At 71.7% G+C, this 23,187-nt stretch carries 19 protein-coding genes; 4 read left to right on the forward strand and 15 right to left on the reverse strand.

Annotated features, from left to right (window positions below; genetic code table 11):
• The first annotated feature begins 28 nt into the window (after window positions 1-28).
• The 4 genes from ACWGJB_RS32080 (at window position 29) to ACWGJB_RS32095 (ending at window position 4,552) form a co-directional block, all read left to right on the forward strand.
• Window positions 29-634: an N-acetylmuramoyl-L-alanine amidase gene (locus ACWGJB_RS32080; protein WP_453383543.1), complete on the forward strand. Its 606-nt coding sequence runs from the start codon at window positions 29-31 to the stop codon at window positions 632-634.
• Window positions 635-686: 52 nt separating this feature from the next.
• Window positions 687-1,979, forward strand: coding sequence for a GAF domain-containing protein (locus ACWGJB_RS32085; RefSeq protein ID WP_453383544.1), 1,293 nt, complete (start codon window positions 687-689; stop codon window positions 1,977-1,979).
• Window positions 1,980-2,074: 95 nt separating this feature from the next.
• Window positions 2,075-3,598: an aldehyde dehydrogenase gene (adh, locus tag ACWGJB_RS32090; protein ID WP_453383545.1), complete on the forward strand. Its 1,524-nt coding sequence runs from the start codon at window positions 2,075-2,077 to the stop codon at window positions 3,596-3,598.
• Window positions 3,599-3,829: 231 nt separating this feature from the next.
• The gene (locus ACWGJB_RS32095) at window positions 3,830-4,552 is read left to right on the forward strand and encodes a phosphatase PAP2 family protein (protein ID WP_453383546.1); all 723 of its coding nucleotides are present in this window, start codon (window positions 3,830-3,832) and stop codon (window positions 4,550-4,552) included.
• A 7-nt stretch (window positions 4,553-4,559) separates the two neighbouring features.
• On the opposite strand, the gene ACWGJB_RS32100 is transcribed toward ACWGJB_RS32095, so the two are convergent.
• Genes ACWGJB_RS32100 through ACWGJB_RS32170 form a run of 15 tightly spaced genes read right to left on the reverse strand, consistent with a single transcriptional unit; the run spans window position 4,560 to window position 23,177 of the window.
• Entirely contained in the window at window positions 4,560-5,885 is a 1,326-nt protein-coding gene (locus ACWGJB_RS32100) for a glutamate-1-semialdehyde 2,1-aminomutase (RefSeq protein WP_453383547.1), read from the reverse strand.
• A 7-nt stretch (window positions 5,886-5,892) separates the two neighbouring features.
• Window positions 5,893-6,444: a dTDP-4-dehydrorhamnose 3,5-epimerase family protein gene (locus tag ACWGJB_RS32105; protein ID WP_453383548.1), complete on the reverse strand. Its 552-nt coding sequence runs from the start codon at window positions 6,442-6,444 to the stop codon at window positions 5,893-5,895.
• Window positions 6,441-7,685 carry a polysaccharide pyruvyl transferase family protein gene (locus ACWGJB_RS32110; RefSeq protein ID WP_453383549.1) on the reverse strand — a complete coding sequence of 415 codons (1,245 nt, stop codon included), beginning with the start codon at window positions 7,683-7,685 and terminating at the stop codon, window positions 6,441-6,443. Before ACWGJB_RS32110 ends, ACWGJB_RS32105 begins: the two co-directional genes overlap by 4 nt.
• Entirely contained in the window at window positions 7,682-8,629 is a 948-nt protein-coding gene (locus ACWGJB_RS32115; RefSeq protein ID WP_453383550.1) for a glycosyltransferase family 2 protein, read from the reverse strand. Before ACWGJB_RS32115 ends, ACWGJB_RS32110 begins: the two co-directional genes overlap by 4 nt.
• Entirely contained in the window at window positions 8,626-9,933 is a 1,308-nt protein-coding gene (locus ACWGJB_RS32120) for a hypothetical protein (RefSeq protein ID WP_453383551.1), read from the reverse strand. Before ACWGJB_RS32120 ends, ACWGJB_RS32115 begins: the two co-directional genes overlap by 4 nt.
• Window positions 9,930-11,213 (reverse strand): DUF4910 domain-containing protein, encoded by a 1,284-nt coding sequence (locus ACWGJB_RS32125; RefSeq protein ID WP_453383552.1) that lies wholly within the window; start codon window positions 11,211-11,213, stop codon window positions 9,930-9,932. The genes ACWGJB_RS32120 and ACWGJB_RS32125 overlap by 4 nt, the downstream gene beginning before the upstream one ends.
• Window positions 11,201-12,226: an NAD-dependent epimerase/dehydratase family protein gene (locus ACWGJB_RS32130; RefSeq protein ID WP_453383553.1), complete on the reverse strand. Its 1,026-nt coding sequence runs from the start codon at window positions 12,224-12,226 to the stop codon at window positions 11,201-11,203. Before ACWGJB_RS32130 ends, ACWGJB_RS32125 begins: the two co-directional genes overlap by 13 nt.
• A 3-nt stretch (window positions 12,227-12,229) precedes the next feature.
• Window positions 12,230-12,877: a PIG-L deacetylase family protein gene (locus tag ACWGJB_RS32135; RefSeq protein ID WP_453383554.1), complete on the reverse strand. Its 648-nt coding sequence runs from the start codon at window positions 12,875-12,877 to the stop codon at window positions 12,230-12,232.
• Window positions 12,874-13,668, reverse strand: a complete 795-nt coding sequence (locus tag ACWGJB_RS32140) for a sugar phosphate nucleotidyltransferase (protein ID WP_453383555.1) — start codon at window positions 13,666-13,668, stop codon at window positions 12,874-12,876. Before ACWGJB_RS32140 ends, ACWGJB_RS32135 begins: the two co-directional genes overlap by 4 nt.
• Window positions 13,665-14,915 carry a class I SAM-dependent methyltransferase gene (locus tag ACWGJB_RS32145; protein ID WP_453383556.1) on the reverse strand — a complete coding sequence of 417 codons (1,251 nt, stop codon included), beginning with the start codon at window positions 14,913-14,915 and terminating at the stop codon, window positions 13,665-13,667. The genes ACWGJB_RS32140 and ACWGJB_RS32145 overlap by 4 nt, the downstream gene beginning before the upstream one ends.
• Window positions 14,912-16,153 (reverse strand): glycosyltransferase, encoded by a 1,242-nt coding sequence (locus tag ACWGJB_RS32150; protein WP_453383557.1) that lies wholly within the window; start codon window positions 16,151-16,153, stop codon window positions 14,912-14,914. Before ACWGJB_RS32150 ends, ACWGJB_RS32145 begins: the two co-directional genes overlap by 4 nt.
• 2 nt (window positions 16,154-16,155) lie before the next feature.
• Window positions 16,156-17,412 carry an O-antigen ligase domain-containing protein gene (locus ACWGJB_RS32155; protein ID WP_453383558.1) on the reverse strand — a complete coding sequence of 419 codons (1,257 nt, stop codon included), beginning with the start codon at window positions 17,410-17,412 and terminating at the stop codon, window positions 16,156-16,158.
• Between the two features lies 1 nt (window position 17,413).
• Window positions 17,414-18,946, reverse strand: coding sequence for a right-handed parallel beta-helix repeat-containing protein (locus ACWGJB_RS32160; RefSeq protein ID WP_453383559.1), 1,533 nt, complete (start codon window positions 18,944-18,946; stop codon window positions 17,414-17,416).
• Between the two features lie 8 nt (window positions 18,947-18,954).
• Window positions 18,955-20,994: an alginate lyase family protein gene (locus ACWGJB_RS32165; protein ID WP_453383560.1), complete on the reverse strand. Its 2,040-nt coding sequence runs from the start codon at window positions 20,992-20,994 to the stop codon at window positions 18,955-18,957.
• Window positions 20,991-23,177, reverse strand: coding sequence for a bi-domain-containing oxidoreductase (locus tag ACWGJB_RS32170; RefSeq protein ID WP_453383561.1), 2,187 nt, complete (start codon window positions 23,175-23,177; stop codon window positions 20,991-20,993). The genes ACWGJB_RS32165 and ACWGJB_RS32170 overlap by 4 nt, the downstream gene beginning before the upstream one ends.
• Window positions 23,178-23,187: the final 10 nt, after the last annotated feature.

The following is a 23,187-nucleotide window of genomic DNA, read 5'->3' on the forward strand; positions in this document are numbered from 1 at the left end:
AGGCACGCTTCCGAAAGGCACCTCATCCATGGACCGGGCACGACCGCTCCCCAGCAGGCGACTGCTCCTGAAGGGCGCGGCCCTCACCGCGGTCCCGTACGCGCTGCTCCCCGCGAGCCGCGCGGGCGCGCGCACCGGAGTCGTCGACTACCCGAAGGCCGAGTGGCAGGCGGCGAGCGGTGAGAACCGTACGTCCGCCCAGCGCCCCGACGAGTACGACATCGACCGGGTGATCATCCATGTCACACAGCAGTCGTACGCCGGCACCCTGTCCATCTTCCAGAACCCGAAGAAGCGGGTGTCCGCGCACTATCTGGTGCGTTCGGCCGACGGCCATGTGGCGCAGTGTGTCAGGGAGTCGGACGTCGCCTGGCACGCGGGGAACTGGGACTACAACACACGCAGTGTCGGCATCGAGCACGAGGGCTGGGTGACCAAGCCGGAGTACTTCACCGACGCCCTGTACGCGGAGTCGGCGCGGCTGACGGCGTCGATCTGCGACAGGTACGGCATCCCGAAGGACCGCGACCACATCATCGGCCATGTCGAGGTGCCGGGGACCGACCACACGGATCCGGGAAAGTACTGGGACTGGGTCCGGTACATGAGACTGGTCGGCCTGTCCTCGGAGTGAGAGCGAGTCAAGGCGGTCGAAACGGTTGTCGGCGCGAACACCCCGAGTGACGATGTCCCCAGCCGCATCGCCGTCCGGGGAGGACGAGTTGACCGATCCGTGGGTGGCCCTGGAGCCGGGGGCCGACCCTGCCGAGCGCGTCCGGGTGCTGCGCCGGGCGCATGAGACGTTCACCACGGCGGGTACCGTGCCGCGCCCGGTGCGGTCTGTGGTGGCCGAGTCGTGGCGGCGTTCGGCACGGGCCGGGGTGGGACCGGACGGCGCGGCACGGGTGGAGCTGACGGACGGCGACCTCGGGGCCTATCGGGCGGAGCATCCGCTGGCCAGAGTGATGCCCCTGGTCCGGGAGCTGATGGGCACGTTCGCTGCGGACGGCGAGCATCTGCTGGCGGTGTGCGACGCGGACGGCAGGCTGCTGTGGGTGGAGGGGCATCCGGCGACCCGGCGCCGGGCGGACCGGATGAACTTCGTGCCGGGCGCGCGCTGGTCGGAGACCGCGGTCGGCACCAACGCGCCGGGGACGGCGGTGGCCGTGGACCGGCCGGTGCAGGTGTTCGCCGCGGAGCACTTCATCCGCCAGGTGCAGCCGTGGACGTGTGCGGCGGCGCCGGTGCACGATCCGCGCACCGGGCGGGTGCTCGGTGCCGTCGACATCACCGGCGGCGACCGGCTGGCGCATCCGCACAGCCTGGGCTTCGTACAGGCGGTGGCGCGGGCCGCCGAGTCGCAGCTGGCGCTGCTGGATCCGCCGACGCCCGCCGACGAGGCGCCCGCGCTGACGGCGCTCGGCCGTGACGAGGCCGAACTCCGGCTGGACGGGCACCGGATCAGGCTCGGCCGTCGGCACAGCGAGCTGCTGGTGCTGTTGTCCCGCCACCCGGAGGGGCTGACCGGCGACGAGTTGCTGTGCGCGCTGTACGAGGACGAGTCGGTGACACCGGTGACGCTGCGGGCCGAACTGGCCCGGCTGCGGCGGCTGCTGGGCCCCGGGCTGCTCGCCTCCCGGCCGTACCGGCTGACCAGTCCGGTCGAGTCCGACGCGAGCGTCGTGGAGCGGCGGCTGGAGGCGGGGGCGGTGACGGCGGCCGTGACGGCGTACCCGGGTCCGTTGCTGCCCGGTTCGCAGGCGCCGGCGGTCGTACTGCTCAGGCAGCGGCTGGCGGACGGTCTGCGGGCCGCGCTGATCGCGCGCCGTGACCCCGATCTGCTCGCGGACTGGGCGCACGCTCCGTGGGGCGAGGACGATGTCGAGGTGTGGCGGGCCCTCGCGGCGGTGCGGCCGACGGCGGTCGTCCGCAGCCGGTTGACCGCGCTGGAGTCCGAGTTGGCGGCGCCGGCGCGCTGACCTGCGGTGCAACGTGGGCGCAACCTCCGCTTGTCTAGCCTGCGCGCCGGAGCTGCCCAACGGCGGGCAGCGCATCTGCGAGGAGGCAGGCCACCATGACCCGTTACGCGGCGCCCGGCACCGAGGGCGCGATCGTCTCCTACCAGGCGCGCTACGACCACTTCATCGGCGGCGAGTATGTGCCGCCGGCCCGGGGGCAGTACTTCGAGAACCCGTCGCCGGTGAACGGGCAGCCGTTCACCGAGGTCGCGCGGGGCACCGCCGAGGACGTGGAGCGGGCGCTGGACGCGGCGCACGCGGCCGCGCCGGGCTGGGGCCGTACGTCGGTGACGGAGCGCTCCGACATCCTCCTCAAGATCGCCGACCGGATGGAGGCCTACCTCGAACCGCTCGCGGTCGCCGAGAGCTGGGAGAACGGCAAGCCGGTGCGGGAGACGCTGGCCGCGGACATCCCCCTCGCCATCGACCACTTCCGCTACTTCGCGGGGGCGATCCGCGCGCAGGAGGGTTCGCTGAGCGAGATCGACGACGACACGGTGGCGTACCACTTCCATGAGCCGCTCGGGGTCGTGGCGCAGATCATCCCGTGGAACTTCCCGATCCTGATGGCCACTTGGAAGCTGGCGCCCGCACTGGCCGCCGGCAACGCCGTCGTCATCAAGCCGGCCGAACAGACCCCCACCTCCATCCACTACTGGATGAGCCTGATCGCGGACCTGCTGCCGCCGGGCGTGGTGAACATCGTCAACGGCTTCGGCGTGGAGGCGGGCAAGCCGCTGGCGTCCAGCCCGCGGGTGGCGAAGGTGGCGTTCACCGGGGAGACCACAACCGGGCGGCTGATCATGCAGTACGCCTCGGAGAACATCAAGCCGGTCACCCTCGAGCTGGGCGGCAAGTCCCCGAACATCTTCTTCGACGACGTCTGGGCGCACGACGACGACTTCCGTGACAAGGCCCTCGAAGGCTTCACGATGTTCGCGCTCAACCAGGGCGAGGTCTGCACCTGCCCGTCCCGGGCCGTCGTCCAGCGCGGCCACTACGCCGAGTTCATGGCGGCGGCGGTCGCCCGCACCCAGCAGATCAAGCCGGGCCACCCCCTCGACACCGACACGATGATCGGCGCGCAGGCCTCCAACGACCAGTTGGAGAAGATCCTCTCCTACCTGGACATCGGCCGGCAGGAGGGCGCGAAGGTCCTCACGGGCGGCGAACGTGTGGAGTACGACGGCGAGTTGAAGGGCGGCTACTACGTCCAGCCGACGATCTTCGAGGGCGACAACCGGATGCGGATCTTCCAGGAGGAGATCTTCGGCCCGGTCGTGTCGGTGACGTCCTTCGACGACTTCGACGACGCGATCAAAATCGCCAACGACACGTTGTACGGTCTCGGCGCGGGCGTGTGGACCCGCGACGCCAACACCGCGTACCGCGCGGGCCGTGCGATCCAGGCGGGCCGGGTGTGGACGAACTGCTACCACGCGTACCCGGCGCACGCGGCGTTCGGCGGCTACAAGCAGTCCGGGATCGGCCGCGAGACCCACAAGATGATGCTGGACCACTACCAGCAGACGAAGAACATTCTCACCTCCTACAGCCCGAAGAAGCTCGGGTTCTTCTAGGGCCTCGAGTCGGTTGCCCGGAGGGAGCTTTGCCCCTCCGGGCACCGCGGAGTTGTTCTGGCACTGCTCGTATGTCTCCGCGGATTGTTGGTTAGGGTGAAGAGCAGAGCCTGATGCGGGGCGGTTGTGGTCGCTGGAGGGTAGTCGGACACAACCGGGGGGGCTCGCGTTGCGGACAGTTCTCGCGGGGCTTGACCGCCGCCATGCAGCCGGTCACCGCGCGGTGGGCCTGTGACCGGCCGGTCGGCGCGCGCGGTGCTGCCCCCGTCGCTGCGCACCTGGCTGGGGCTGATCGCGGCGCTCGCCACGCTGGTGGTCGTCGCGCTCGGGGTCCTGTTCGCCGGCCACAGCGAGCCCAGCAGGGTGGACAGGTGGATCATCCGGCCGACGGCGGACAGTGTGCGGCCGCCGTGGCGCCAAGTCGCTCTGGCCTTGGACTTCTTGGGGGAACCCGCGGGATCGGCGATGCTGATCGTGGCCGGTGTGGTGGGTTGCCTGCTGCTTCGGCGTCCCCGCGCGGCGGTGCTCGTCGTTGCCGGCGCCGGCATGGCCGTGGGGACGACCACGCTGCTCAAGCACCTGGTGGGACGCACCATCCACGGCGCCGGCAACCTGTCCTACCCGAGCGGGCACACTGCCTTCTTCACGGCGCTCGCCCTCATGGCGGCGCTGCTCGCGACCGGTCGGCTCGGCCTCGGCAGGACGGCCGGCACGTCACTCGTGCTCGCCGCAGCGCTGGTTGCCGGCGCCACCATGGGCTGGGCGGAGGTCGGCCTGGGCGCGCACTACCCGACCGACGCCCTCGGCGGCTGGTGCACCGCGCTGGCGGTGATACCGGCGACCGCGTGGCTGGTCGACCGGGCGTTCGACAGGATGACCGACCGGACGACCGACCGGACAGCCGACCAGGTGACCGACCGGACGACCGGCGTGGGCCGGCGGGAGCGCCGCTGACGTCAGGTCACGCCAAGCGGCGGAATACGGGCTTCACCGCTCGCCCGGACACCCAGGGGGTGGGGTCGGCGGCGTCCAGTGCCTTCCGGTACACCCCGCATGCCTGGGCCACCACGTCGATGGTGCGTTCGATGTCCGCGTCGTCGAGTGCGCTGCTCACCACGAACGACGGGGCGAGCACCCCGCCCGCGAGGAGCCGCCGCAGGAACAGGGTGCGGTACTGCTGCGACGGCTGCAGGTTCTCGTCGAGGGTGGCGAAGACCAGGTTGCTGGGCCGGCCCCGGACGACGACGTGGTCGCCGACGCCCATGGCGGCCGCGGCGTCGCGGACGCCGGCGGCCAACCGCTCGCCGAGGGCGTGCAGCCGCGCGGTGACGTCCTCCTCGGCGTAGGTGGTCTGCACGGCCATCGCGGCTGCCAGGGAGTGCGTTTCCGCACCGTGCGTGGTGGACAGCAGGAACACCCGGTCGCCGGAGCCACGCAGTCCGCCCCGCTCCATCAGGTCGCGGCGTCCGGCCAGCGCGGAGACGGCGAATCCGTTGCCCAGCGCCTTGCCGAACGTGGAGAGGTCGGGGACGACGCCGTACAGGCCCTGGGCACCCGCCTCGGACCAGCGGAAGCCGGTGATCATCTCATCGAAGATCAGCACGCAGCCGTGCCGGTCGGCCAGCTCGCGCAGGCCGGCGAGGTACCCGGGCGGCGGCTCGGCGTGGGTGGCGGGTTCCAGGATCAGGCAGGCGATGTCGTCCGGGTACCGGGTGAGCACCTCCTCCGTGGCGGCCATGTCTCCGTAGGGGAATGTCACGGTGAGCTCGTTGGTCGCCGCCGGAATGCCGGCGGACATCGGCGTGGTGCCGATGAACCAGTCGTCGACGGAGAAGAACGGATGGTCGCCGCAGATGGCCACCCGCGGGCGCCCGGTGACGGCACGGGCGAGGCGTACCGCGGCGGTGGTGGCGTCGGAGCCGTTCTTCGCGAACTTCACCATCTCGGCGGTCGGCACCGTGGCCAGGAAGCGTTCCGCGGCCTCGACCTCCACGATGGACGGGCGGACGAAGTTGCTGCCGCGGCCGAGTTCCCGGCGCACCGCCTCGAGCACGCGTGGGTGGGCGTGGCCGAGGCTGACCGACCGCAGGCCGGACCCGTACTCGATGTACCGGTTGCCGTCGACGTCCCACACGTGGGCACCGCTGCCGTGGCTGATGACCGGGGCCAGGTTCTCGGGGTACTGGTCGTCGCCCTTGGCATAGGTGTGCGCGCCCCCGGGGATCATGGCGTGCAGCCGCTCGTTGGCTGTCCGCGACAGGGGCAGGTGAAGCTCTTCGGTGTCCACGGGGACCTCAACTTTCTCTGTGCTTCAGGACCTCGGCGAGGCTCGGCGCCTCCCGGTCCCGCTGGGACATCGATGTGGCCGGCAACGGCCACGGAACGGCGAGCTCCGGGTCGTCGAAGGCGATCGTCACGTCCTCGGCCGGATCGTGCGGGCGGTCGATCCGGTAGGAGGTGTCGGCGGTCTCGGTCAGTGCCTGGAAGCCGTGCGCACACCCCGCAGGGATGTACAGAGTCGTTTGCGTCTCGCCGGACAGCTCGAAGAAGGCGCGGTTTCGGTAGGTCGGCGAGTCCGTCCGCAGGTCCGCGACGACGTCGAAGATCCTCCCGTACGAGCACCGCACCAGCTTGGCCTCGCCGGCGCCGGAGCGCAGGTGGAGGCCGCGCAGCACGCCGCGGACCGAGCGGGACACGCTGTCCTGGACGAAGGCGTTCGGGTCGAGGCCCACCGAGCGGATCACGTCGGCGTCGAAGGTGCGGCAGAAGAAGCCGCGCTCGTCGGCGTACGGCGTCGGCTCGAACAGGTACGCGCCGGCGATCTCCGGGACTTCGGTCGCTTTCATGGAGACTCCTGCCGAGGGCGGGTGTGGGCGTGAGTGTGGACGGTCGCCGGGAACAGGGCCGCGGTCAAGGCGGTGAACTGGTCGTCGAGTTGCCGGGCGGCGGCCAGGTTCCGCTCGGCGAGGGTCCCCCGCAGTTCGGCCGATCGCTTCTCCAGCGTCCGGAACTGTTCCAGCAGCCGGTCGGCGTCGACCTCGCGCGCCGGGTGACAGTACGCGCCGAGGCCCATCCCGGCCATGAGCGCGTCGCTCTTCGCCGCGTAGCTGAGGGCGAGCACCGGTGTTCCGGTCTTCAGCGCGCAGATCAGGTTGTGGTAGCGGACGGCCACGACGGTGTCGGCGGCCGCCATCTCCTTCATCAGGTCGGCGAGTGAGGCCGGTTCGGCGGCGGTGACCAGCGGTGAGTCCACGGCGTCGAGGATCGCCTCGACCACCGTGGCGTCGCACCGGTCGCCGGTGAGCAGCCGGACCGGCCTGCCCTCCTCGACCAGGACGCGGACGAACCGGATCGTCCCGTCGAGGTAGCGCCGGTAGATCTCGTCGGCCCGGGCGCGGTCGTCGTTGCCGCCATGGAAGTCCATGACGCCGACGCAGACCGGGCCCGGCGAGCCCGAGGGCGCGCTCACCGGCGGCGTGGGCAGGGAGAAGGCCAGGTCCGGGTAGACCTCGTCGCGCGCGGTGTCCACGCCCATCGCCCGCATCGCGTCCCTGGATTGGGCGTCCCGGTAGGACCGGTAGGCGGCCAGGCGCCCCGACCAGCGCACCAGGGCCCGGGTGGGCCGGTTGCCGATCTCGGCGGCGCCGACGCTGACCAGCGCGACCCGGGTGCCCAGCAGCCGGCCGCTCGCGCAGAGCAGGAACAGCGAATACGGGAAGCCCCACGGCCGCAGCGGAAGGGTCGCCTCCAGGACGCCCATGCCCGGCACGATCACCACGTCGTGCCGGCGCACCCAGGCGGCGGTGCGGAAGACGTCGACGAGTTTGCCGAGCCCCTTCGCCGCGACCGCGCCCGCACGTGACGCGGTCCGGTATTCCGCGCGGTTCCAGTGCAGCCGCGTGGCGGGGATCCCGAACCGGGTCGTCACGGCCTCGGGCCCGCCGCACAGCGCGTCCACGACCGCCTCCGGATGCTCGGCGCGGAGGTACCCGAGGACGGCCTCGAGCGACCCGTCGTTGCCGAGGTTGCCGGAGCCGAGCAGGCCGAACACCCCGACGCGCACCGGCGTTCCGTCCGCGGACGTCATGCCTGCCTCCCCTCACGGCCGGCGACGAGGGCGTCGACGGAGACCGTGAGCAGGGCCGGGTCGACCGGGGCGCGGTCCTCGACCCGCTCGCCGGCGCCCGGCCGGACCCGGCTGGTCAGCCACGCGGCCAGGTGGCCGTAGCACGCGCGCCGGTCGGCCGGGGCGAGCGGCGCCCGCCGGATCGCCGCGGCGAAGCCCCAGACGTACTCGGCGAGCAGCCGGGGCGTCGGGTGCAGCGGGCCTGCCCGGCGCGGGTCCAGGTTGACGCACCGGGAGCGCTTGGACGGGTTCGCCCGCTCGGCGCGGGTGGGGTGGTCGCGGCGGAAGTACAGCAGCTCCGGCACCTGGTGGAAGGGCCCGTGCAGGGTGATCTCGGCGACGTACGTGCGGTCCGCGTGGTGATAGCTGTCCATCGGTTTCACCCGGCGCAGCATGTCGGCCCGCATCACCCCGTAGAAGTCGTCGCCCCCCGGCTCGAACAGCAGACTGCGGAAGCGCTCCGGCGCGTGCGGCGAGTCGGTGGCGAGCGTGTACTCGTAGGGGACCGTCACCTGGCCGTCGCCGTCGATGACCGCCTGGCCGGTGTGCGCGAGGATCACGTCCGGCCGCTCGTCCAGCGCCTCCACGCAGCGCCGCAGCAGGTCCCGGCCGTACAGGTCGTCGTGCGAGGCCCACTTGAACAGCTCGCCGCGGGACTCGGCCAGCACATGGTTGTGGTTCGGCGTGGCTCCGATGTTCCGGGGCAGCCGGAGATACCGGATGCGTGAGTCCTGCGCGGCGTACTTGCGGCAGATGTCCTGGGTCCCGTCGGTCGAGGCGTTGTCGGAGACGACCAGTTCGAAGTCCTCATAGGTCTGGCCGAGCAGGGCGTCGAACGACTCGGCCAGGTACTCCTCGCCGTTGTACACGGGCAGGCCGATGCTCAGCCTGGGTCGGGCGGTCATGAGGTCCTCACTTCGGGGATGGGGTTGTGGTGGTGCTCGCGCAGGGCGGACCGCAGTTGCAGCCACCACACGGCCGAGCCGCTGACGGTCGCGGCGGCGACGCCCCAGGCCGAGCCGGCCGTGCCGGCGACGGCCGCCCCGCCGAGGCCGCCGCCGACATAGCAGGCGGAGGCGAACAGCTGGCAGCGCAGGCTGCGCCGGGCCGCGCCGAGCGCGCGCAGCCCGGCCGCCGCGCCGGTCCCGAGGCCCGCTCCCGCGACGCTGAGGGTGATCTGCACGATGAGCTGCGAGGAGGAGTGCCAGACGTCGCCGAGCACCAGCTCGCCGAGCCGGTCCGGCATGAGCAGCAGCGCCGAGCCCCAGAGCAGCGCTCCGGTGGCCTGCCCCCCGCCGAGGAGGAGGCAGAACCTGCCCAGTTGATGCGGGGCCTGCCGCAGCACCCGTGCCGCCTCCGGGACGGTGACCAGCGAAAGCCCCATCAGCACGGCGAGGAACGGGCCCAGCAGGAGCTCGGCGCCCCGCACCGCGCCCACCGCGCTCACCCCGACGATCGCGCCGAGCCCGTACGCCCGCAGTTGGCTCGCGCCACTGAGGCTGACGTTCTCGACCAGATACCGGTAGCCGAGATCACGCTGCTCGCGAAGCCACCCGCGGGCCTGCGCCGTCCGGGGCCGGATGCCGGACTGGAGGTAGCCGTACCCCGCCGCCACCGTGGCGGACGCGCCCCAGGCCAGCACGAAGGCGGCCACGCTGCCCACATGGGCCGCCACCACCATGGCCGGGACGAGCGCGACCCCCCACACCACGTCGTTCACGAACGCCTTCCGCCCGGCCCCGGCGGCGAAGAACGAGAACCGCCAGGCGTCCTGGAGCAGCAGCCCCGGCAACATGACGCCGAGGCAGGCGAACGCGGCCCCCAGACCGCCGCCGAGACCGAGTCCGGCCACCAGACACACCACGCCGATGGCGGATCCGACGCCGATCGCGGTCCCGGTCGACCGGGCCACCGCCCCGCGCCAGGACACGTCCGGCACGCCGCTGAAACGCACCACGAGTGGGTCGGTGGCAAGGCCGCGGGAGACGTTGAGCACCACGCCGTAGGTCACCCAGGCCAGGCTGAACACGCCGAACGCGGTCACCCCGAGCGAGCGGGCCACGTAGATGCCCACCGCGAAGTTGCTGATGCTGGAAGCCGCCTGGTCGGCCAGTCCCCAGGACAGCCGGCCGACGAGGGCCCGCTTGGCGGACCCGGCCGGTGGCGCCGTCTTCTGCGGGTTCTCCCCCTCGGTGGTCATCCGCGTCATTCCTTGATCAGCCCGGCGCCGAGCAGCGCGCCGGCCGCGGCGGCGACGGTGTCGAACGGCAGCCCGGACCGCTCGGCGACGTCCAGCAGACTGTGCTCTCCGTCGGAGAGGTTGAGCACCCAGAGCATGGCCATCTGGGCCTGCTTGGTGTCGCTGCGGCCGCCGAGCGCGTCGTACAGCCCGCGCCGGCCCAGTTGCGGTTCGCCGTAGGGGCTTAGGTTGAGGTACCGCCGGTTGCGGTCGAGGACGGCGAACGCCTCGCGGCAGACAGCGAGGGTGTCCGCCATCGCCTCCGGGGAGACGAAGTCCAGGTTGTCCGCCGAGGTGTGGTACTCGGGGTAGCCGGCGTACGGGGTCCGGGTGAGCGAGCCCACGCCCAGATTGAACCCGGGCGAGCAGAACTGCCGCTCGTCGTAGCCGTACGGAGTGAACTCGGTTACCTGGTGCGGGCGTTCGGACGCGGTCAGCACGTGCCGCAGCACCCGGTCTATCTCCGCGTCACCGCGCCTGCTCTGTTTGTACGTCAATTGGCCGGGGTCCCCGGCGCAGGCCAGCACGAGGCCGTGCTTGACCCGGTCCACCCGCTCCGCGTTGCGGGCCAGCCAGGTGATCGCCCCGATGGTGCCGGGCGCGAACAGGAACCGGTAGGTGTAGTACGCCGGCTGCTCCGCAAGGGCCCGGGCCAGAAAGGTGGCCACGGCGATGCCGGCCAGGTTGTCGTTGGCCAGCGACGGGTGGCAGACGTGGCAGGAGACGATCACCTCGTCGGCGACCTGCCCGGGGACCACGTACTCGGCGTAGGTGAGGTGGCCGTCCGCAAGGGTGGAGTCGATGCGCACCTCGTACTCGCCGTCCGGCAGCGCGTCCAGGGTCTCCTGGGCCAGGCAGAACCCCCAGTCCGGCTTGTAGTAGCTGGTGCGGTACGGCACCCAGGACGGGTGGTCCGGCAGGGTGTGCAGGTGACCGCGCAGCTCGGCGAGCGGCATGGTCGCCGACACCGGCACGCTGTAGCCGAGCACGTGCAGGCTGGACGCGGCGAAGTCGACGACCCGGTGGCCTGCGGTGTCGGCGATGTACGCGTCCCTGATGTTCCACTCCTGCGGAACCGTCCAGTCGAGCACCTGCGTCCCGGTCGGCACCTCGTACACCTGCAGCGGGATGTACTCCCCGACGATGTCCAGAGTGGCGCGCACACCGTCGCCGGTGATGCTGCGGCAGAGCGGGTACATCCGCTCCACCAGCGCGTACATCTCCTCGCTCACGTCGGTCACCTGCGCCACCTGAGGGTGTCGTCGACGGTGCCGGCCTCGGACGCCGCGCGCAGCACGGCGAGCCGGGTGTAGCGCTGCTCGAAGTCCTCCCGGGTCAGCCCGAACTTCCGGTAGGCGTCGGCGAGTTCGAGCGCGCCCTGCTTCACCGTCCACTCGCAGTCGAAGCCGGGCACCGCGGCGCGGAACCGGGAGAAGTCCACCCGGTACGACCTCGGATCGGCACCGTTCTCCCCGGTGATCACCACCTTCGCGCCGGACACCGCCTCGGCGACCTGTTCGGCGATCTCGGCGACGGTGACGTTGTTGATCTCGCTGCCGATGTTGAACGCCCGGTCGTGCACCGCCTCGCGCGGCGCGGTCAGCGCGGCCGTGAAGGCCCGCGCGATGTCGGCGGCGTGCACCAGCGGGCGCCAGGGCGTGCCGTCGGAGAGCACCAACACCTCGCCGGACAGGAGGGCGTGGCCCACCAGGTTGTTCAGCACGATGTCGGCGCGCAGCCGGGGCGAGTAGCCGAAGGCGGTGGCGTTGCGCATGAACACCGGGGTGAAGTCGCCGTCGGCCAGCACGTGCAGGTCGTCCTCCACCCGCACCTTCGACTCCGCGTACGGCGTCACCGGGCGCAGCGGGGCGTCCTCGGCCACCAGGCCGTCGCCGCCGGCGGCGCCGTAGACCGAGCAGGTCGACGCGTACAGGAAGCGCCGTACTCCGGCGTCGCGGGCCAGTCGGGCCAGCCGCACGGACGCGTGGTGGTTGATGTCGTAGGTGAGCTCGGGCGCCAGCGAGCCGAGCGGGTCGTTGGACAGCGCGGCCAGGTGGATCACGGCGTCCACCCCGGCCACGTGGTCGGCCGTGACGTCGCGCAGGTCCACCCGCTGCCCCGGCGGGTCCGCGGGCTGCGGGCCAAGGACGCAGTCGGCGAACAGGCCGGCGTCGAGGCCGACGACTTCGTGCCCGGCGGCCCTGAGGACCGGGGCCATCACGGAGCCCAGATAGCCCTGGTGTCCGGTCAGTAGTACGCGCAAGGTTCAACCCCCCAGGTTGAGCGTGAGTTTGGTGACGGCGAAGGCCTCGGCGTAGCGCGCGTGGCATTCGATGCCGCGGATCCGGGCCAGGCCGAGGAACGCCTCCCGGTCGTACCAGGCCCGGTGCCGCTGCGAGGGGTAGTGCTCCTGCAGCAGCCGCACCTTCTGTTCGGCGATCTCCGGCACCAGTGGCTGGTACGCCGCCGGCCGGCCCAGATCGCCGTCCCACTTGACGATCTCGTAGCCGAGCACGAGATGGTCGCGGAACGCGGTGGTCATCAGCTTCGCCAGGCCGCGGTGATCCTGGTGCGCGTCATCGGTGCGCGGCGCGAGGGCCAGCTCCGGCTCGGTCTGCGCACGCAGTTCCTCGACCGCGGCCTTGGCCTCCTCCCAGTGCGCCGGCAGCCGGCCGTCCGGCAGCTTGTGCACGGTCAGGCGCAGGTCGGCGCCCGGGCAGAAGGCGGCGAGCGCGGCCTGCTCCTCCTGCTCGCGCTCGCTGCCGCCGCCGGAGAGCACCAGCGCGTCGACGCGGACACCCGGCCGCGCGAGGCACAGCGTCAGCAGCGTGCCTCCGGCGCCGATGGCGATGTCGTCGCAGTGCGCGCCCACCACGACGATCCGGTCAAGAGGACCGGCCCCGAGCCGGATCACGCACGCACCCCCGCGACGTCCCGTTCCCACACGGCCCACGGACGGTCGCCCCGGGAGTAGGCCTCGTCGAGCGCGGCCCGCTCCTTCACGGTGTCGGTCGGCTTCCAGAAGCCGCGGTGCTGATGCGCCACCAGCCGCCCCCGTTTGGCCAGTTGGGCGCATCCGTCGGCGACCAGGTCCCCGTTCTCCGGTATGTGGTCGAAGACCTCCTGGCGGAGCACGAAGTAGCCTCCGTTCTCCCACAGCGGCAGTTCGCTCACCGCGGTGATGCCGCCCACCAGGCCGTCCTCGCCCAGCTCCACACAGTGGAACGACGACTGCGGCGGCACCACCATCATCGACGCCCCGGCGTCGCGCCGGGCGAACCGGTCGATCATCTCCGGCAGCGGGGCGTCGGTGAGCACGTCGGCGTAGTTGGCGAGGAACATCTCGTCGCCGTGCAGGTGGTGGCGCACCCGGCGCAGCCGCTCCCCGATGGGTGACTCGATGCCGGTCTGCGCGAACGTGATCGTCCAGTCGGCGATGTCGGTGGACAGCAACTCGGTCCGCCCGCCCCGCAGGACGAAGTCGTTGGACGTCGTCTCCTCGTAGTTGAGGAAGAAGTCCTTGATGTGGTGGGCCCCGTACCCGAGGCACAGGATGAACTCCTTGTGCCCGAAGTACGCGTAGTAGCGCATGACATGCCAGATCAGCGGTCGCGGGCCGACCATCGCCATCGGTTTGGGCACGTCGTCGGAGGTTCCGTTGCGCATCCGCATCCCGTAACCGCCGCAGAACAGGACGACCTTCATGCTGTGACCTCTTTCAAGACGCCCTCGACAATGCTCAGTTCCGGGATGGGAAAGACCAGCCGGCCGCCCCACTCGTGCACGAAGGACAGTTGCTCGACGAGTTCGGCCCGCAGGTTCCACGGGAGGACGAGGACGTAGTCCGGCTTGTCGGCGGCTATCCGCTCGGGCGGCAGGATCGGGATGCGGGTGCCCGGGGTGAACCTGCCGTGCTTGTAGGGGTTGCGGTCGACGGTGTAGGTGAGCAGGTCGGGGCGGATGCCGCAGTGGTTGAGCAGGGTGTTGCCCTTGCCCGGGGCGCCGTAGCCGACGACCGTCTCACCGCGCTCGGCCGCCTCGATGAGGAACCGCAGCAGGTCCCGGCGGACCTTGGCCACCCGGGCGGAGAACTCGGCGTACCCGGACAGCTCCTGGAGCCCGGCGGCCTTCTCCCGGTCCAGTACGTCGGCCACCCGCTGCGTCGGTTCGCCGGCCGCCTCGGCCGGGCGGGCCCACAGCCGGATGGAGCCGCCGTGCGTGGGCAGCAACTCGACGTCCACGAGCGCGAGTCCGCCGCTCGCCAGCGCCCGGATCGCGGAGGCGACCGTGTAGTACTGGAAGTGCTCGTGGTAGATCGTGTCGTACTGGTTCTCCTCGATCAGGGTCAGCAGGTGCTGCACCTCGATGGAGACCCAGCCGTCGTCGGCGACCAGGGCGCGCAGCCCCTTGGTGAACCCGACCACGTCGGGGATGTGCGCGTACACGTTGTTGGCCACGACCAGGTCCGCCGGGCCGTGCTCGGCGCGGACGGCCGCACCGGTGTCCGGGGAGAGGAACTCCGTGAGCGTGGGCACGCCCGCCTCCCGTGCCGTGGCGCCGACGTTCACCGACGGCTCGATGCCGAGGCAGCGGATCCCCTGGTCCACGACGTGCCTCAGCAGGTACCCGTCGTTGCTCGCCACCTCGACCACGAAGGCGTCCGGGCCGAGCGGAAGCCGCTCGACGGCGCCGGCGACGAAGGTGCGCGCGTGCTCCACCCAGGAGGTCGAGTAGGAGGAGAAGTACGCGTACTCCTTGAACGTCTCCTCCGGCGTGATCAGCGGAGGGATCTGCGCCAGCCAGCAGTCGGTGCAGACCCGCAGGTGCAGCGGGTACGCCGGCTCCGGCTGATCCAGTTGGTCCGCGGCGAGAAAGCTCTCACACGGCGGCGTCGCCCCCAGGTCGACGACGCTCGCCATCGCTTCCGAGCCGCAGAGTCGGCATCGTGTCATCTGCTGTCCCCATCCCCCCTGCTCACGCGGGTGTCCCCGCCGCGAGCCTGTGCCGACCGTCCCGCGATCGCGGTGCGGTACTCCTCCAGCAGGCGCTCCAGGCCGACGGCCGGGCTGAATCCCTGCTCGTAGCGGCGGCGGGCCGCCTGGCCCATCTCCCGGTTGCGGTCCGGTTCGGCCGCGATCCGGCGTATGCAGGACGCGAGCGAGCCCGCCTCGCCGGGCTCGTGCAGCAGTCCGGTGACACCGTCCTCGACGAGTTCGACGAAGGCGCCGTGGCCGGCGGCGACGGTCGGGACCCCGGCCGCCATGGCCTCCACGACCACCAGCCCGAACGCCTCCAGCCACGTCGAGGGAGCCACCACGGCGACCGACCGCGTGATGGCCTTCCGGCACTCCGCCGCATCCAGCAGGCCGACGTAGCGCACGTCGTCCCGGCCCGCCGCCCAGGCGGTCACCTCTCGTTCCAGCGGCCCCGTGCCGGCGATCACGAGCGGTACGCCCACACCGCCGCCCGCTGCGATCTCGTCCCACGCGGCCATGAGCAGCCGTACGCCCTTGGCCTCCGCGAGCCGGCCGAGATAGAGCAACTGCTCTCCCCCGCCCACTCGGCAAGTGCCCGGGTCGGGCACGAAGTTGTGCTTCACCGCCAGCCGCTCGGCCGGCATGCCGGACCGCACCAGGACGTCGCGCTGTGCCGCGGATATGCAGAAGAACCGCTCCACGCCGGACCACCACCGCCGCCGGTTGGCCGACAGACTGACCGTGAGCGGCACCGTCGCGAGGCGGGAGTTGCGGTAGCAGCCGTGCCGGACGGCGGGCAGTGGTGCGGAGCCGACGCACTCGGTGCACGGCCGGCCGTCCCGCTGCAGCGTGCCGGGCGGGCAGACCTGGGTGTAGTTGTGCAGCGTGGCGACGGCGGGCACACCGGCGTCGGCGCACGCGGCCAGGACCGCGGGCGACAGGAGCGGGAAGACGTTGTGGACGTGCACCACGTCCGGCCGCTCGGTGCGCAGCCGGGCGGCGAGTTCCGTACGGACCGCCGGGTTCCACGGCACCAGGAGCGGCACCGCGACCTTGCCGAGGAGGGACCGGCCGGCGATGTCGTCGCTGCGCCGCTCGAACACCCCGACCCGGTGGCCGGCCGCGCGCAGCAGTTCCACCTCCTGGTCGACGACCTTGTTCTCGCCGCTCGGCTGTGCCGAGGCGTAGCGGTTGTGCACCACGAGGACGTGCATGCTCAGCTCACCTCCGATCCCTGGCTGTGTTGTCGGGGGAGTTCGGGCGTGGCGGGGAGCGTCGTCGCGGCGGGTGCCGCCAGCAGCGAGGCGGCCACGGCCAGATGCAGCAGATACGGCGAGGCGTCGCCGAGACCGGCCTCGGTGTACGAGGCGACCGCGCAGTAGCTGATCAGGAAGATCGCGCAGGCCCTCTGGAGCGACGGTGGCCGCAGCAGCGCGACGGCGCCCAGCACGATGATGATCACCGCGACGAGGGAGACGCCGATCAGCCCCTGCTCGTTGTAGACGGCCAGCCAGCTGTTGTCGATCGGCAGCCCGCCGAACGACTTGTCGCCCAGGCCCACGCCGAGGAACTTCTCCGAGGTCGACCGGGGCGCGGCAAGGAGGGCGTCCCAGACCTTGGCGCGACCGGTGAGGCTGGAGAAGTTCTCCTTGCTCTGTCCGCGCAGGAACCACGTCTGCAGGGCGGAGGCGAACCCCACCGCGGCCACCACGGCGCACAGCACCGCCCAGGTGAAGAACCGGCGGGCTGCCGCGCTGGTCAGGATGAGCGAACCGATCGCCAGCGCCAGCCCGATGAACAGGCCGAGCGTGGCCGTCCGGGTATGGGTCAGCGCGAGCAGCACGAAGGACGGCACGATGACCACCACGGCGCTGGTCCTGTCGGTCCGGCGGCCCAGCAGGAGCAGCGCGGTGAGCCCGATGATCACCGCTGCGTACTGCCCGATCTGCGGCGGGGTGAGCGGCCACAGCGCGCCGACCAGGCGTCCGCCGTAGAGGTCGGGCAGGGCCTTCCCCGGTGAGACGACCAGGCCGGCGGCCACCGATCCGAGCACCGCGAAGTACGCCCGGATGTGGTACCGGACGAACGTCGGACTGCCGTCCCACCAGCGGCTGAGCAACCACAGGGTGCCGACGAAGAGAGCCAGCCGGAAGCAGCGGAACAGGGCGCCGAACCCGGACTCCAGGTTGGCGCTGGAGATCACGCTCGTCACCAGCAGCAGGGTGAGCAGGAGCAGGTAGGCGCTGGGCCGGATGCGCAGCCGGAGATTGACCGCGAGCGCCAGCGCGAACGCGGCGACCAGGGCGCCCATGGTGACCATCTGGATGAGGGAGCGCGGCAGCGGGACGATGGTCTTCGCCCCGGCGGAGCCCAGCGTGTTGAGGACCAGCAGCCCCCAGACGACCCCGACGATCCTCGGTGTGCCGGCGGCGCCCGGTCCGGCACCGGACTGCGTGTCCGTCTGCGTGTCCATCTCAACCACCGGCCCGTGGGTCGACGGTGCTGCCCGCGTCCTGCCGGTAGTCCGTGCCCTGCCACTCCCCGAAGTCGAGCACCCGGCTCGGGTCGTAGGCGACGAACTTCCACGGTCCGAGGTAGGTGTTGTCGTGCCAGCGGTTGTCCTGCTTGTGGGTGATCGCCTCAGCCACCTTCTCGCCCTTGTACGGCGACCAGTCGGGGTAGGTGCCGTAGTTGGACAGCACCGCCATGCGGTCGCACATCTCCGTGCACTTGACCACGGACTCGTCGAGCACGAAGCGGTTGTCGTGGATGTCCACCCGCTGGGTCTTCCACCGGCAGTCGGCGTAGAGCGGTGCCTTGGCGATCGCCGGCTTCGCGCAGCGGTCGGCGTTCTTCACCAGCAGCGTGCAGTCACCGGACGAGGTGTTGGCCGGACTGTTGCAGAAGCGGTCGGCGTTCTCCCACAGGGTGATCCCGGACCAGTTGTTCTCCAGCACGTTCCGATAGATCTTGATCTTGTCGGTGCGGGCCCGGATCCGTGGTTCGCCGCCGGACTCGGACAGGTAGACGGTCGCGTACGGGAAGTTGTCGCCGCGGTCGGCGTACCTGCGGCCCTCGACCCAGTTGTTCCGCCGGATCGTGTTGTTCCGGATGACCGCGTTGTAGCTGGTCTCGTAGATCAGCGCGGCACCGTCATTGGCCTCGATCACGTTGTTCTCGATCAGGAAGTCGTTGTTGTTCGTGTCCGCCCACAACCCTGCTCCGCGGTTGTCGTGCACCCTGTTGCCGCGTACGTCAGCGCCGTTGACGGCCCAGAACTTGATGCCTCCGGTGCAGCCGCAGCCCTGCTGCCGCCGCTCCCAGTCGTCGGTGTTGTTGCCCACGATCTCGTTGTCCTCGACCACCAGGTCGCTGATACCGCCGCTCTTGTACGCGTTCATTCCGTACTGCCCGTTGTCGCGCAGGCAGCTGGCGCGGACCCGCTGGTGGGCGCCGGCCATCAGCCCCGCCCCGGAGTTGTGCTGGATCGTCGCGTGCTCGATCACCCACCCGTCGGCCGAGTCGTGGTTGACCACGCCCTCGTTCTGCGGCGCGACGAAACGCTGCACGGTCAGGTAGCGGATGGTGACGTCGCGGGCGGTGCCCGCGAACGCGTACTGGTTCTTCTTCCCGCCGTCGAGCACCGCGCCCGGCGCACCGAGGTAGCGGTCCCCCTTCTTGGGGATGACCTGGGCGTAGCGGTCCGGGTCGAGCCTGTGCTTGCCGGGTCGAAGCCAGAACGTGGTGTTCGCAGGGCTGCTCTTGGTCTTCGATGCCAGGTCACCGACGACCGCGGGGTCGACCGTCACGGCGCCCGCCGGCGCCTTCGCCGGCCCGGCCGCGGGGTTGGCGCAGACCCGGGCCACGGATCGGGCCGCGGACGTGGTCGGCGCGGCGGTCGGCTCCGCTGCCGGGGCGCCCGACGTGCTCTCGCAGCCGGTCGCCGTCAGCAGGGCCAGCGCCAGCGGTGCCGCAGCCAGCGCCCAGTGCCGCCTCTTGATCCCCACGCCTCCCCCTAGCCGCGGAACCTGAGCACGGTGGTGAACCCGTCCGCGCCGTCGGCGGAGCCGGTGCCGGTGCCGGTGCCGGTGCCGGTGCCGGTGCCGGTGCCGGTGCCGGTGCCGGTGCCGGTGCCGGTGCCGGTGCCGACCAGCGTTGTGATGGGTTCCTTGCGCCCGAATCCCGCGGAGTACCAGCCCAGCGGCGGGTCGGTCTCGCCGCGATGCGCCCGCCAGGACAGCTGGCCGGGCAGGTCGAGCACCGCGGAACGCCCCTCGCCGTCCCGGATCCAGGTGAGCACCGCGCGGTTCCCCACCAGGTCGGCGGCGATCGCCGGGCCGAGGTGGAACGCCAGCTGCACGGCCCGGCGCGGACCGCGCACCTCGTCGACCACCCTCAGCTCCTGGCTCGCGGCCGTCAGCTCCACCCGGCGGCGATGCACGGAACCCTGGTACCCGTCGTGCTCGGCACACCAGCGAGCCACGCCCTCGCCGGATGTGTCCGCGGCCAGGACGCGGGTGCGGGCATGCCGGGTCCACAGGAACGGGCCGCCGGAGACGGACTGGTCACTGCCGTCCAACTGCAGCGTGTTGTGGCCGAGGGTGGACCGGAAGTACTGCCGCCACGCGGGCTGCCCGTGATAGCAGAACGTCCCCGGGTCGGCGAGCACGTCGACCCCGTCGTGCCGGACCTCCACGGACAGCGCGTCCGCGTGGGCATGTGCGGCGATGGACAGGAAGCCGTGCGGACCACCGTCGCAGCGGCACCAGATCTCTCCCGGACCGCGCAGGATGGTGAGCCCCGCGTCGGCGAAGTGGGCCGGCCGGCGAGCCGGGCGGGACACGGCCGGTGCGGTTCCGTTCTTCGCGTACGGCCGGATGAGCGCGGCCAGCAGCGGGGTGCGCACATCGGTGCCGGTCACCGCCGGCCACCAGGCGAGCCGGCCGAACACGGCGTCGCCGGTGGCAAGCAGCGAGGCCCAGCGGTCGGTGCCCGAGCCGTCCACGACCAGACCGTGCCCGTCGTCCGCGTCCCCCTGGCGCGGCGGCCGCAGCCGGCTGTCCACGACGGCCGCGAGTGCGTCGGTCATCCGCAGCAGCACCAGCCGGACGGACGGGGGGACCGGCACGCCTGCGGCGTCGGCCTCGGCCACCGCGGCCAGGCCGAGTTCCAGCACGAGTCCGTGATACTCGGTGGCCAGCTCGCGGTTGAGGCCGGAGGTGAAGGTGTTGCTTCGCAGGTGCCGCTCCAGCGACCGCAGCGCGTCGGCCCGCCAGCGCCCCGAGGAGGGGAACCAGCCGAACGCGCAGGCCGCCGCGAACTGCCCGGCGGCCTCGGCGATGACGTGGTTGTTCGCCGAGGACCCTCGGCTGGGGAAGGCGGCCAGCCAGCGCTGGTGGTGCCAGATCTGGTTCAGCGCCACCGGGTTGTCCTCGAACAGCCCGGCCGCGCCCGGCCAGTCGTCGAGCAGCCGGCGGATCCACACCCAGGACACCAGCCGGATACCCAGCTCGATGCCGCTGATCCAGTGCACGCCCCGCAGCGGGGGGTTGGCCGTCCACCACGACCGCAGATGCTCGGCCACACGCTCGGCGTACCGCTCGTTCCCGGTGACCGCGTAGGCGGCGGCGAGCACGGTGAGGTACTGGTGCCGGGACAGCTCCCAGATCTGCTTGATGTCCCCGACCACGTCCTCGTTCCGGTACGGCACGTCGAAGGCGTAGCCCCACGGAGCCCGGCGCCCGGTCTTCGGGTCGCACCACCAGTCAGGGTCGGCGAGGTCGTCGCGGACCACCCCGAAATACTCGACGTGCCCGTACATCAGCCGGTCCGCCTCGGCGACGAGACGTTTCGCGGCGTCCGACGGCACTGCGGCGATCGTCCCGGCGGGCAGTACTGCCGTGAACCGGGCGCCGGTCACGCTCGGGCAGTCCGGCCGCGCGGACCGCCACCGCCGTCTGCGCACCGTGTCGCCCGCCCGGCCCGCGACCTCCCGCGGCCCCATCCGGGACAGCCGCCGCAGGTACCAGCCCGCACTCCCCGAGCTCACAGTCATCGCGCCCTCGCCAACGTCACCGGCGCACCGCCGGCCAGGCCGGTCCGCACGGCGAGGGTGGCCGCCGTGGTCGCGACCAGCGATTCGAGCGGCACCGGCATCGGCCCGCCGGTCCGCACGGCCTTGATGAACGCGGCGAGTTCGGCGTTCTGCCCCTTGTCCCGGGCCTTGGGCAGCCGCGAACTGACCCACCGCTTGCGGCTGTACACCGAGGCGCGGACGAAGTCGTCGAGCCGCAGCACCTTGCCGTCCGCGACCAGGTCCAGCGTCTCCTTGGGGAAGCCGGGCGCGCCGGTGGTGACGTAGCTGATGGTGGCGGTGGATCCGTCCGGGTAGCGCAGCACGACCTGGAGGTCCTCGTTGCCGGGCGCGGCCGTCGCATACACCGAGACCGGGTCGGCGTCGAGCAGCCAGCTCGCCGTGTCGATGAAGTGGCCGCCCTCGCCGGCGAACCGCGAGCCCTCGGTGCCCTGTTGGAGGTACCAACTGCCCTGCTGCAGCCGGCCCGCGTTGACCAGGTAGCGCAGGCTCGCCGGACCGGTCCGGACGCCGAACCGCTCTCTGGCCTCCTGCAGCAGCGGTGCGAACCGGCGGTTGAAGCCCACCTGCAGCCGGTCGTTGCCGGACTCCTCCACCGCCGCGAGCACGCCGGCCAGTTCGTCCTCGGTGAGGGCCAGGGGCTTCTCCACGAACACCGTCTTGCCGGCCAGCAGTGCCTTTCGGGTCAGTTCGGCGTGCGAGCTGTGCCGGGTGACCACGAACACCGCGTCGACGGACTTGTCGCCGAGCACGGCGTCGAGGTCGGTGGTCGACTCGGCGAAGCCGAACTTCCGCTGCGCGTTGGCCGCGGAGAGCGCCGTCGTGGTGACGACTGTCGACAGCTCGACGCCGTCGCGCTGTGCCAGGTGCGGCAGCAGCATCGACGTCGCGTAGTTCCCCGCGCCTACGAACGCGAGGCGCACCGGTGACTTGGCTGCCCGGGCCGGGGCGGACGCTCCCCCGCTGCGGCGCACCGCGGGCACGGCCACCGACGGGGCCTCCGCCTCCCCTTCCGCCGCCGTTTCGGGATACCGGAAGAGCACGGCCACGGCCTTCAACTCGCCGTCCTTCAGCCGCTGGTACGTCTCGACCGCGTCGTCGAAGTCGGCGACGTGGGAGACCAGGGGCTCCACGTCGACGCTGCCGCGGGCGACGAGGTCGAGGAAGCACGCCAGGTTACGGCGCTCGGTCCAGCGCACGTAGCCGATCGGGTAGTCGCGCCCCTCCAGCTCGTACTCCGGGTCATAGCGCCCGGGGCCGTAACTGCGGGAGAACCGGACGTCGAGCTCCTTCTCGTAGTACGCGTTCCACGGCAGGTCCAGGCGGCACTTGCCGATGTCGACGACCCGGCCGCGGTCCCGGCAGAGCCGGGCGGCCAGCTCGACGGGCTGGTTGCTGCCGCCGCCGGCGGCCAGGTACACCTGGTCCACGCCGTGCCCGTCGGTGAGTTCGGCGACGGCGGCCTCCACGGCCGCGGACGCGGGGTCGCCGCAGGCCGCGGCGCCCAGGCGCGCGGCTAGTTCGCAGCGCGCCGGATCGGGGTCGGCGCCGACGACACGGACTCCGGAGGCGGCGAGGAGCTGGACCACCAGCTGGCCGATCAGGCCCAGGCCGATGACCAGGGCCACCTCGCCGAGCTGCGGCTCGCCCCGGCGGACGCCCTGCATCGCGATCGACCCGACGGTGCCGAAGGCGGCGTGGCGCGGCGCGAGGCCGTCCGGCACCGGCGTGTAGAGGTTCTTCGGCACCCAGTTCAACTCGGCGTGCAGCGCGTGCTCGTTGCCGGCGCACGCCACGAGGTCGCCGACCTTCACGTCGTCGATACCGGCGCCGACCTGCTCGACCACCCCGCACAGCGAGTAGCCCAGCGGCGTGTAGGAGTCCAGCTTGCCCATCACCTTGCGGTAGGTGGCGGGCACCCCGTTGGTGGCCACGCTCTGCATGACCTTGGCCACCTGGTCCGGCCGTGAGCGGGCCTTGCCCAGCATCGACATCCCGGCCTCGGACACCTTCATGAGCTCGGTGCCGGTGGAGATCAGCGAGTAGGCGCTGCGGACCAGCACGCCGCCCGGCTTGCACCCCGGCACCGGAACGTCGAGCACCGCCAGCTCGCCGCTCTTGTAGTTCTGTACGACCTGCTTCACCCGAACTCCT

The sequence above is a fragment of the Streptomyces sp. NPDC054813 genome (assembly GCF_053611365.1).

Coding starts and splice junctions, on each gene's coding strand:
- ACWGJB_RS32080 (WP_453383543.1), top strand. CDS start 29: ATGGACCGGGCACGACCGCTCCCCAGCAGGCGACTGCTCCTGAAGGGC.
- ACWGJB_RS32085 (WP_453383544.1), top strand. CDS start 687: ATGTCCCCAGCCGCATCGCCGTCCGGGGAGGACGAGTTGACCGATCCG.
- adh (WP_453383545.1), top strand. CDS start 2,075: ATGACCCGTTACGCGGCGCCCGGCACCGAGGGCGCGATCGTCTCCTAC.
- ACWGJB_RS32105 (WP_453383548.1), bottom strand. CDS start 6,444: ATGAAAGCGACCGAAGTCCCGGAGATCGCCGGCGCGTACCTGTTCGAG.
- ACWGJB_RS32110 (WP_453383549.1), bottom strand. CDS start 7,685: ATGACGTCCGCGGACGGAACGCCGGTGCGCGTCGGGGTGTTCGGCCTG.
- ACWGJB_RS32115 (WP_453383550.1), bottom strand. CDS start 8,629: ATGACCGCCCGACCCAGGCTGAGCATCGGCCTGCCCGTGTACAACGGC.
- ACWGJB_RS32120 (WP_453383551.1), bottom strand. CDS start 9,933: ATGACGCGGATGACCACCGAGGGGGAGAACCCGCAGAAGACGGCGCCA.
- ACWGJB_RS32140 (WP_453383555.1), bottom strand. CDS start 13,668: ATGAAGGTCGTCCTGTTCTGCGGCGGTTACGGGATGCGGATGCGCAAC.
- ACWGJB_RS32145 (WP_453383556.1), bottom strand. CDS start 14,915: ATGACACGATGCCGACTCTGCGGCTCGGAAGCGATGGCGAGCGTCGTC.
- ACWGJB_RS32150 (WP_453383557.1), bottom strand. CDS start 16,153: ATGCACGTCCTCGTGGTGCACAACCGCTACGCCTCGGCACAGCCGAGC.
- ACWGJB_RS32155 (WP_453383558.1), bottom strand. CDS start 17,412: ATGGACACGCAGACGGACACGCAGTCCGGTGCCGGACCGGGCGCCGCC.
- ACWGJB_RS32165 (WP_453383560.1), bottom strand. CDS start 20,994: ATGACTGTGAGCTCGGGGAGTGCGGGCTGGTACCTGCGGCGGCTGTCC.